9 protein-coding genes are annotated in these 10,488 nt (G+C 58.3%); 2 read left to right on the top strand and 7 right to left on the bottom strand.

What is annotated here, in order from left to right:
- A partial coding sequence (locus CVM73_RS19710) for an amino acid adenylation domain-containing protein (RefSeq protein WP_158237590.1) occupies nucleotides 1-3,043 on the bottom strand: 3,043 nt, incomplete at its 3' end.
- Between the two features lie 877 nt (nucleotides 3,044-3,920).
- On the opposite strand from CVM73_RS19710, the gene CVM73_RS39280 reads away from it, so the two are divergent.
- Nucleotides 3,921-4,787 (top strand): hypothetical protein, encoded by an 867-nt coding sequence (locus tag CVM73_RS39280; RefSeq protein ID WP_146006630.1) that lies wholly within the window; start codon nucleotides 3,921-3,923, stop codon nucleotides 4,785-4,787.
- A gap of 358 nt (nucleotides 4,788-5,145) precedes the next feature.
- Here the strand turns inward: CVM73_RS39280 and CVM73_RS41105 are convergent, their stop codons facing one another.
- From CVM73_RS41105 to CVM73_RS41085, 6 genes are all read right to left on the bottom strand, one after another.
- Nucleotides 5,146-6,222 (bottom strand): MerR family transcriptional regulator, encoded by a 1,077-nt coding sequence (locus CVM73_RS41105; RefSeq protein ID WP_245452369.1) that lies wholly within the window; start codon nucleotides 6,220-6,222, stop codon nucleotides 5,146-5,148.
- A 103-nt stretch (nucleotides 6,223-6,325) separates the two neighbouring features.
- Entirely contained in the window at nucleotides 6,326-6,574 is a 249-nt protein-coding gene (locus tag CVM73_RS41100) for a recombinase family protein (protein ID WP_245452374.1), read from the bottom strand.
- Nucleotides 6,535-7,197: a recombinase family protein gene (locus CVM73_RS41095; RefSeq protein ID WP_245452368.1), complete on the bottom strand. Its 663-nt coding sequence runs from the start codon at nucleotides 7,195-7,197 to the stop codon at nucleotides 6,535-6,537. Before CVM73_RS41095 ends, CVM73_RS41100 begins: the two co-directional genes overlap by 40 nt.
- Entirely contained in the window at nucleotides 7,187-7,366 is a 180-nt protein-coding gene (locus tag CVM73_RS19690; RefSeq protein ID WP_208639226.1) for a hypothetical protein, read from the bottom strand. Before CVM73_RS19690 ends, CVM73_RS41095 begins: the two co-directional genes overlap by 11 nt.
- A gap of 614 nt (nucleotides 7,367-7,980) precedes the next feature.
- Complete coding sequence (locus CVM73_RS41090; protein WP_245452375.1) at nucleotides 7,981-8,385, bottom strand: hypothetical protein; 405 nt, start codon at nucleotides 8,383-8,385, stop codon at nucleotides 7,981-7,983.
- Nucleotides 8,300-8,578 (bottom strand): IS4/Tn5 family transposase DNA-binding protein, encoded by a 279-nt coding sequence (locus CVM73_RS41085; RefSeq protein ID WP_245452367.1) that lies wholly within the window; start codon nucleotides 8,576-8,578, stop codon nucleotides 8,300-8,302. Before CVM73_RS41085 ends, CVM73_RS41090 begins: the two co-directional genes overlap by 86 nt.
- A 552-nt stretch (nucleotides 8,579-9,130) precedes the next feature.
- On the opposite strand from CVM73_RS41085, the gene CVM73_RS19680 reads away from it, so the two are divergent.
- Entirely contained in the window at nucleotides 9,131-10,480 is a 1,350-nt protein-coding gene (locus tag CVM73_RS19680) for a coproporphyrinogen-III oxidase family protein (protein WP_100233529.1), read from the top strand.
- The last annotated feature ends 8 nt before the right edge of the window (nucleotides 10,481-10,488 follow it).

The following is a 10,488-nucleotide window of genomic DNA, read 5'->3' as shown; positions in this document are numbered from 1 at the left end:
CCGATTGAGCTTCATGCGCACACACCACATAGGCCACCAGCCGCTGCTCGCCGGCACCGTCCTGCTGCACCACCACCACCGCCTCGCGCACAAACGGATGCTCGGCGACCCGCGTCGCGATCTCACCGGGCTCGATGCGGAAGCCGCGGATCTTCACCTGGTCGTCGTTGCGGCCCAAAAACTCAAGATTGCCGTCCGGCAGATAGCGCGCCAGATCGCCGGTGCGGTACAGCCGGTCGCCGTCCACAAAGGGACTGGCGATGAACCGCTCCGCGGTCAGCTCGGGCCGGTTCAGATAACCGCGCGCCACCCCCGCCCCGCCGACGTAGAGCTCCCCGACCGCGCCGAACGGAACCGGCGCACCATGACCGTCCAGCAGATAGACCACCGAATTCCGGATTGGTCGTCCCAGTGGCACCCGCTGCTGGCCATCGAAGCCAGCAGGCACCGGGTAGCAGAGACTGAAGGTGGTGTTCTCGGTCGGGCCGTAGCCATTTGAGATTCGCAGCGTCGGATGTCGCTTCTGACATGCTCTGATGGAAGTGGCCGAGACCTCTTCGCCCCCGACCAGCAGTTGCTGCAGCCCACTGGTGCTCCGCCCCTCCCCGACATAGACGTCGAACAACCGCGCAGTCATCCAAGCGATAGTGATGCCTTGGTCTTGGATGATCCGGGCCAGCGTTGCCGTCGAGAGATAGCGTTCAGGATAGAGCACAACACTGGCGCCGTTCGCCAAGGCTCCCCAAACTTCGAACGTGGTCGCATCGAATGTCGGCGAGGAAGCGTTGAGAAAAACGTCCTGCGGCGAGATCTCGACGAAATCATTCTCCGCCACCAGACGCACCACTCCGCGATGCTCGACCATGACCCCCTTGGGGGCGCCTGTTGATCCGGAGGTGTAAATCACATAGGCGAGATGGCGTGAGGTGAGGCCAAGCGCGCGCGGGTCCGGATCCGACGCCGGCAGGTTTGCCCACGCCGGCATGGCCGTCTCCAGATCCACCACGCTCACATCGGCCAACGCACCGGCGCCCAGCGCGGATCGGCCGGCCGCATCGGCCAGCAGGAGCCGCGGCGCCGCATCGTCGAGAACCTGCCGCAGCCGCGCCGGTGGATAGGCCGGGTCCAGCGGCAGGTACGCCCCGCCCGCCTTGAGGATCGCCAAAAGCCCGACCACCATCGCCACGTTGCGCGCAACGCAGATCGCCACCGGCTGGTCCGGCTTCACCCCGAGCCCGATCAGATGATGCGCCAGGCGGTTGGCCCGCGCATTCAGCTCGCCATAGCTTAGCCGCTCCTCCTCATGGACCACCGCCACCGCGTCCGGCGCACGGCGAACCTGTGCCTCGAACAGCTCGTGGATGCACATGTCCGACGGATAGGCCGATGCCGTCCGGTTCAGCTCCTCCAGCAGATACGCACGCTCAGCGGATGACAAGAGTTCAATCCGCCCCACCGGCTGCCGCGGATCTGCCTTCACAGCACATAGCAAATTTTGCAAATGCTGGGTCATACGGTCGATATGCTTGGGCTCCAAGCGACTTGCATCAAAGTGCCATCGAAAGCTCCCATCTAGAGCGCAAACCTCAAATGTTAACGCCTCACCGGGCAGGGCTGCCTCAGAAGTCGGGCTCGAAGCTAGGTCACCAGCGGCAGACTCGCCACTTACAGTAAGCATAACGCCAACGGGCCATGGCCGGCGCAATCGTAACGCCTCCATACCGAGCAACGTTGGGCAGCGCGCAATAAGATCTCGCGCGAAGCTATCCTGCTCCTTCAGCTGAGCGAATTCGGCCGCCACCACCGTGCGCGCCTCTGCAAAATCATTGTCGAGATCGATGGTAATTGCCATCGGCACAACAGAAGCGACAAGCACCTCGAGCGCTTTCAAGCCCGCTCGCGATCCACTCGGCGCGGGAGTCCATCCCAATTGAAGCTCTAATTCTCCCGTGATGCGGGCGAGGTAGATCAGCCAAGCCGTTAGCAAGAATTCCGTGCGATTACTGGGAGACAGCTCAGCCAAAGCACCTGGAATTCGCCATGAACTCAACTGCCATTGAGGTGCAGCCAAAGCTACTGAAGAGGACAAAAAGGAAAGCTGGGATGTTTTGAACTGTTCAAGCCGCCGTCGCCAAAAACCCTCACGAGGCGCCAACATTTCATGCGCAGCCGTTATGCTGCGCGCCTCGTCATCGCTCAGAATCGGGAGGCGGTCGCCTACATGGGAATCAGAACGCCTCGCGAGTACCCGCGCATCCAGAGCCTTACCATCCAAGCTGTTAAGCCAAACATCAACATCCTCTGTCCCTGTCGCCACACGCCAGTGGCTGGGGTGGATCTCAACTAAAGCCCCCGCAGCAAAACCAGAGCGCCGAGCCGTGACCTCCAAGCGCCTGACGACGACAACGTCATCTCCTACGAGAGCCTTGGACAACCCCAATGGATTGGTATGATACGGGCCAAAGTCTAAGGCGCGCGTCATCGCTTCCAGATCTTGCGCGGATCGATCCCATCGCAGACAGCCCGCAGCATCTGGGCGTCGACCTTTCGGAAAAAAGCTTCGGTCCGCTAGCGCTTGCGGACGAGCACTAAGCTCTCCATTTGTTAAGCCAGTTAGAAGCTCGCGGAAGCCATCGATAGCAGCCTCATAACATTTGAGATTCAGTGTCAGCGCAGTATCGCTCGTCGCAATCAACACTTGGCGTTGGACGACCAGCTCACCAGTACCAACACCGTGATCGATACGATGCCACGTGATGCCATGTTCGGTCTCACGGGCAAGAAGCGCCCAAGACGTCGCATGAGTTCCGGCATATCGCGGCAACGGACCGTCGTGGTAATTGAAAGCGCCTCTACGCGCTTTCCCAAACACATCTGCTGGCAATATGAACGGATTGGCAACGGAAAATATCCACTCGACTGGCTCGGCGTTGAGCAGCTCAGATAGCTCTTCAATGCTCGTCACACACAAGATATCGGCGAGAGCGGCCCAATCGCGGAATATGGCGTCGGCACACAGCGCCGCCCGGATCACGTGGCCCATCTCCATCACTAGCTGAGCACATCTAACAGCTAGCGTACCACCACCAACAAAGATGCAAGAGCCAACCGGTGTAGCAAGTTTCATCTGAACTCTTAGACAGGGGTTACGATGAAGGCCCGTAACGGATCACCCCGCATTTCAAGCAATCGACATACCAATGAGGTACTGCGAGCGTTTCCTGAAGAAACAACGCGCCTCGCTCGAAATGCCGCCGTCGGACTTGGGACATCGACGTCCTGAACCAGACACAGCTCAGCACAACAATACGGACGTCATTGGCGACGATCACCGCATGGGCGGTCCGCAAAGTCGTCGGAAGCTCTGCAACAGCCGCCGTCATCACCGCGCGTACAGCAGAATCTCCTTGCGCTCACGTTAAGTAACGGACGCGCCAATGACCTTCTGCGAGCTCATTCTGAAGAAAACAATTCGCTTCTCGCCGGTTGCCGTCGGGCTTGGGACATTAACGCCTTGAACCGAACAGAGCTCAACACAACAGCACGCGCCGTCAACAGCGACGACCACTCAAGATCGGGCGCCCGCCCCTTGCCCGAATTGCCTTTGCGAGCCAAAATGCTCGCCGCTGCTTTCTCCAGGTGGTCTGCTCGTCGAGTGAGAGAGGGTCCTGCGGCAGGGATTCCGCTCGATGTTACAAAGTTCGCCACGCATCGCGTTTTCGTAGATTGGCCGGGGCTCGGCACTAAGTAGCGTTTTCGCTTAATGCCCGCTGACGTCTGTGGCACGGCCCTTGCTCGTAAGGCGACGAAAGCGACGAAGAACGGGTCCACGGCGAATGTCGCAACCACAACTGACTCCTGATCTCTCACATCGGCGCATACTGTTGGCCCTTGGGTGCAGCGGCTTGGACGTGACTTGCGTGATCGAGGCACTCAGTCGAGACTGTGTCATTTTGATTCGTAATGTCTCACCGAGCGAGGCGGACGGCCTCGTACATCAAATTGCCGGTGAACTGGGATTGCAAAAAAAGCTAGAGCTGGAGGCCGGCTTTTCCGATTTTCTTGGTCACCGACGGCGGATCAACAAATACTTCATGAGCGTTAATTCCCGAGATGATTATCAGCTTGTCACCCCGCATTCCGAAGGAGATAGAATATCTAATATGCAGTTGTCGTGCTTTTATTGTTTCGAGAATAGTAAAGACGGAGGAGAAACAATCCTATTGAACATCGACGACACAAGTGAGGCATGGGGACTTTTACGAGAAAAAACGACAAAAATATTGCCTGGATCAAAACCATTGTCTCGGGGCATGATCACTCGTGCAAAAGCACTTTATCGTCTGAGCTCGCCGGATGACTATTTGGTACCAGATGACCAAATAGTAGCCGAAGTTAAATCCGAGATCCCGGGCCTTTTGCTGGCGATTGTTATGGCAAGGCCGAAAAGAAACTTTTCCCTTCTCCTAGGGCGCGATGTGAATGTCCTTTGGGATAACATTGGTAGTGTTGACCAAAGCTGTCTTCACTTTTTCGTTCGGATGTTGCAGGAGCGCGAACTTCTCAAGCTCCCGCCGGACGGTTTTGAGTTGCACCAACTGGACCCCGTTAATGCAGGACGGAGCTGGTGTTCAGGCGCCGATTACGAGAAACTTTTTTGTGACGAGATTATTCTCAAGCTAAAACCAGGGGATCTTGTTATTCTGAACAACCTAACTTGGGCGCATGCGGTGAACAATTGGACATCGCTACCCGGCACTCGAAGGATAGCCGTGGCATTGGCCTAGCGTAGTCCCCACTTTTCCTGAAAGTTGAGTCTTGCTTCAAGGGTGCATGAGCAGCATCCCTGAGCGACAGCGATTAGCCTGACGAAGGAGTGACCTGCCATTGCTTTTCATCCAGCGGCAGTTAGAGTCTCGGGGTTTTTGCAGCGAGACCGAAGTTTGGACCACCCAGAACTAGAGTTTTGCGCTTCTTTGTAGCGAGACCGAACTTTGGACCACCCAGAACTAGAGTTTTGCGCTCTGATCACGTTGGCGGACTGGTGGCGCCGGCGTGATTTTGCAGCAAAATCGGCGGCCGATTGCCGATGGCTCCATGGGGCCGCTCTTCGTTGTACAACCGCGCATCAGAACACCCATTTGTCTATGTTGTTGAAGAGAAGAGATTTTGCTGATTGGGATGCGATCCTGCGGGGTATCTTGGGTTCTGCCGCACACGTTCGGTGATGGATGTGGCGGCATCCGTGGTCAAGGCCGCGCGCGCGAAGATCCATGGCCCATCCGGTAGAGGGTGGACGGCTTCGATCTGACCAGCTTCTGCGGCCAAGCGCAGCGTCTTGGATGCGACCTTGAGAAGCCTGGCGGCGTCGGAGAGATTGAGCCATGGCTCGACGCTATCCTCGGCCCGCCGGAAGACGGGTATCCGATGATAAGATCGCGTGGTTGTGACGCGCTCGCGGGTCCAACGGTTGCCGTTGCCCGTCTTGAGGCCGTTGCGGTTGAGCAGGCCCGCAATCAGGTCGTCGCTGGCGATCAGCACCGGTTGCCGGATGGCTGCGATGATGTCGTCGGAGGTGCTGTAACGCTGCCCACGTCGACGCTTCGATAGCCGCATCTCGCTGTGAGCGCCGCCTGCCCAATGCACGACGAGAACGATCTCGGACGCTTCGTCATCGATATCGGCAACGACCTCGTGTATCAGCGTACGGACGATGCGCTTCTTCAGCCGGGCATCGATGGTCGGCCCTGACCAGACTGACTTGAGGTTTGAGGCCAGAACGCTGAGCAGCTTTGGATCGATCGCTGTCGGTGCGGTCGCCGCGTCATGTGCGGCAATCTTGCTCTCTACCTCCGCGACGCGGGCAAGCGAGCGATTCCAGCGCGCCTCAAGCTCTGCGGCAACCAGGCGGTTTGCCGGATCAGCGGCGTCATATTGCCGGAAGGCGCGATCGGAGGCGTAACGGGCCGCTTCGCGATCACGGCCGAGCGCTTCGCGAACTTGATCCCTCTGATGTGTGGCCTGGGCTGCGGCGGCCGTAGCCGCCGCGACGGCGCCGGGGTCGACAACGCCGAGCAGTGCCTCTTCGATCGCGTCATCGACGCGCAAGCCACCGAACGCGATGCAGCGCGGTTCGCCGTTGTCCATCCAGCCGCGCGAGCAGCTGTAACGTGGGATGTGATTGTTCATACCGCTGTAGCGCAGCGTCAGCTTGCGGCTCAACGCCGGCAGCGGATGAGCCCAGCGAGCAGCGCCTCGCCATGATGCCGGCTCGTGGGCACGTTACTGGAGACCATTGTACGGATCGCTTCGAACCTCTCCCAGTTCACATAGCCTTCGTGGCGTCCGGCTTGAGGGCGAGCCACTCCGCGCGCGCCTTCCGGCGGATCTTTGCGCCTGCGCCATGGACGCCGTACCCCGTCGCTACGGCTGTTCTACCATAGGCGTAGGCTCCGCCGTAGACCGGGTTCTCGACCATCCTGTGGAGGGTCGCGTAGCTGGGCCGCCGCCAGGCTGTGTGGCCGTTCGGCTGCTTCACCGGTAGGTCGAGGCCGTGCTCATGGAACCATAGCAGCGCCTGCCGCGCGGTCCCGAGTTCCTCGATCTTGTCGAAGACGAGCGTAATGGCTCCTGCACACGTCGGTCCGGATCCTTCTCGTAGCGATCACCGACCTTCACAAAACCGACCGGCGTCGACACAACCAGTTCGCCGCGGCGGGCCCTCTCGTAGCGTGCCGAGAGCGAGCGTTGTCGCAAAAGGTCCAGCTCATACTCGTTGAGGCTACCCTTCAGCCACAGAAGCAGTCGGTCGTTGCCATGCCGCGGAGCATAGACAGCTTCCTGGTCAACCAGCACCGTGTCGACGACGCGACACATCTCGATCAGCTGTTGCCAATCCCGGCTATTGCGGGCGAAGCGCGAGACCTCCCGCGCACAGACTGCGCCGACCTTGCCGAGGCAGACTTCGGCCACCATCCGCTCAAAGCCCGCGCGCTGGACGCCGCCGGCAGCGGAACGTCCAAGATCATCGTCGATCACCTCGATCTTGGACCACCCCAGCGCCGTCAATCGGTCGCGCATCGCGTATTGCAACGCGCTGCTCTCACGATTGTGCAGCACCTGATGGGCGGAGGACTGGCGCACATAGAGGATCGCCTTGCGCTCAAGGTGGTGAGGGCGGACCTTGTCACTGATCATGACCGTCTTCCCTCTTCGCGAGCGTTGCGCTCAGCCGCGCATGGTCCAGCACCAGCTGCGTCATCAGGTTCACCAGCGCATCCTGCGCCTCTTTCGGCAGCTCCCGCCACTCTGGAACCCCAACGGCGCTGTGCGCGATGCCACCCGCGAACAGGCCCATCTGATGCATGCCGAACCGCCGGTTGCACCGAACCGGCTTCGCCGATATCGCCGTCCTGCTTGCCATGAGCCTCTCCCCGATTCTGGTCGTGAGAGACTCCGCATGCACCGGAAAGCAGTTCATTCAATGATGAAGCCGCGCTCTTGACCACTGAATCGAGAAGCGACGACAACGCGTTGAGCGCTTCCAGGCTGACAAAGGGCTCTGCCGTTAGGCTGCAACCCCGAGCACATGGCGCGGTCGAACATCCAGGATGGGATCTTCAGAAAACGCTGCGTCTCCGATCCATCCAGCGTGCAGCGGAAAACAACGCCGTCCGCCTTGTCGATCACAGCATGGACGAAAACCTCGCGGCCTGCCCAAGGGTGAAACCGGTACAGAACCTCACGGCATACGGTCCCGTGGGCGTTCTCAAGCCTTGTTGTACAACGAGGAGCGCCCGCACCAGGCACACGGCTATCGCACCCCGATGGCGGTCTGGCGCGCCGGCGCTACGGCAAAGGCTGTGGACATGGTGGACAACGCCGAAGAGGCGTTGCCCACATGCCCACAACCTCAACAACAGACGCAGACAGAGGCCCTCGCGGCCTGATATCAGAAAATCGGAGCGGCGAGACTTCCAACTAAGAAGGCGGCGTCAGTGGTCCTCCTCCCGGGGTCCACTTCAGGATTGATCTTCTTTTTAAGCGCTGCCGTCCCTTGAATTTCTTCCGGGTCCAGAACTTAACGGCCGCCAACCCCAGCGGCGCCCCCTCGATTGTCACCGCGAGGCTGGAATGCATCAGGATGCCGCAAACCGTGTTCGATCTGAGGCGACCTGCCTTATCCCGTCCACTGTTTATGCTCTTGGTGACGCCGATCGCTTCTGACTTCTCGCGTTGATAGCTGAACTCGGTTGTATCGTGCAGCACAAGAGCGAGACCTTCAGCGGCGGCGGCACGATCACGTGTCGATTGGAAATGGCCGGCCAGAATGTCCGCTTCGACTGACCCGGTCATTGGAGAAGAAGCGGTAGGCTGCCTTGGCATTCGCCCAATCCTGGCAGACGAGCGGAATGCTTTGTCCCATGGCGGTTCCAATCTGCGTGAGCAGTTTGCGGAATCTGTCGCCGAGCCGCGCGTCCCTAAACTCGCATCCACTACTCTCTCGATCAATCCAACAATCGCCTCCCAAGGACCGCAAACAGCCTTTTGCCGATCGATCCCTTAATGTCAGCCCCATAGAGCACCCCTTCGCGACTCAGGTGCTCAGCAAGGAATCACAAGTAATTCTTTCGATTCAAGATTTCGCCGATCAGCGGATCAGCCCGAGTGGTCAAAGTTATGGGTAATTGAAAGCCGATGAAACCCACCGTCCTGTTCCGTCCATCCTCCGCCACAGTCACCGAAATGCTGGCTTTGTGAACGTCGAGCCCCACGTAAAGAACCTACGGCATCTGCGCTCTCCGATGTCGAGCCGCCGCGCCTTCATACGCGACGGCGGCTCGACTGTGACGGAGACCGGTGGCGCCGCTATGCTGGCGCCAAAGGACATACTGGGCTTAGGTACGTTGCCCCTGTTGTCGGGTTTGTCGCTCCTGAGACACAGTGATGTTCGCGCGACGTGCTGTCCCGCGCTCGCAGTTAAGCCATTGAATAGAACGCAGAACGACCTTCTCTGGGACACTTCGCGGGCTTGGCACGACTCTTGAGTGTCCCTCTTTGCGCGGCGGCAAGAGCGGCCGAGCGGAGTCCATGACCTCCGGGTCACGCACGACGACCGAGGGGTTAAGTCATGGATCGTCTGGAATTTCTTCGGACGAAGATAGAGAAGAAGGAGCTGCCAACATATGTTTATGGCTATCCTTCGAAGCGCGCGTATAGGGCTTTCCGGCAACCACTCCGCATCGCTGATGTTATTGAGCAGGTTAATCGCTCAAAGCAAATCAACATCTATGTCCACATTCCGTTCTGTCGTTACCGCTGCACCTATTGCACTCTCCTTACAACGCGCAATAGGCACGGAACCCAGGAGTCTTATGTTGGTCGGTTGGTAGAGCACATCGCTCGTTATGGAGAGTACTTTGGAGATCAAGAGGTTGTCAGTATCTATTTCGGCGGCGGCACTCCGACGCTGCTAACGAAGCATCAATTTAGCGAGATATTCGCCGCCCTCGATACTGCATTTCCAAAACGAAGCCGGCGATGCGAGATTACGGTCGAGGGCGCACCGGACTCTTTCGACAACAACCTTATGGATTGCTTGCAGGCACTTGGCGTCAACAGAATGAGCATGGGCATCCAAAGTATGGAGCCCGGCGAGCTTGCGCACTGTGGTCGGCCATATTCGATCGAGATCGCAAAAGCGGCAATCGAAGCCCTCATCAAGCGCTTTTCTCACGTCAATCTTGATCTGATTTACGGCCTGCGTGGCCAAACCCTCAACTCTTGGATCCTTTCGCTTGGCCGCGTGCTCGACTATGAGCCGCAGACAATTTCTCTCTATCCCGTTGTTATTCGTCCGATGACGAACGTCATTACCTCGAAAATGTGCGATCCTGAGCTATTTTTCTCTGAAGCGGAAAAGTATGAAGTCTACGATCAGAACGTTGCTCTGATGGCGTCCAAAGGCTACCGTCAAGAATCCTTCACACGTTTCACGAGGATGACTGGCGACCATGCCTACCGGCAGGAGATGTCGGACTTCGAGGGGACACCCCTGCTAGGATTAGGAGCTGGTGCTAGAAGCTACCTCGGCCAATATCACTATAGCACTGATTATGCCGTAGACGGGCGCGCGGCTTCGCGCATCATCAGCGCATTCTCGGATCGACCGTTCGATTCTGGGGCGATAGCATCACACGGAATTAAACTGACGTCGGAAGATGTTGCGCGTCGTTACGCGCTGCTTGGCCTCACATTGTCAGCTTTAAGCAGAAAGAAGTACGCTGCCATATCCGGACGAGCACTAGCAAATGATTTTGGTGAAGAACTCAAGGCGCTCGAGTCTTTGCAACTCGTCAATTTGGCAGATGATGATGTTTGTCAGCTCACTCAAAAGGGGTTCAAATATTCAAGCATTATAGCTCGGATGTTTTACTCCGACACGATGGTTCGCCTTGAGGAGCAATATCAGGCGGCGTGAGGTTCAGT

This window comes from Bradyrhizobium forestalis (genome assembly GCF_002795245.1).
Taxonomy (GTDB): Bacteria; Pseudomonadota; Alphaproteobacteria; order Rhizobiales; family Xanthobacteraceae; genus Bradyrhizobium; species Bradyrhizobium forestalis.
The sequence above is the reverse complement of the archived record's forward strand: the minus strand, read 5'-3'. Positions and strand labels throughout refer to the sequence as shown.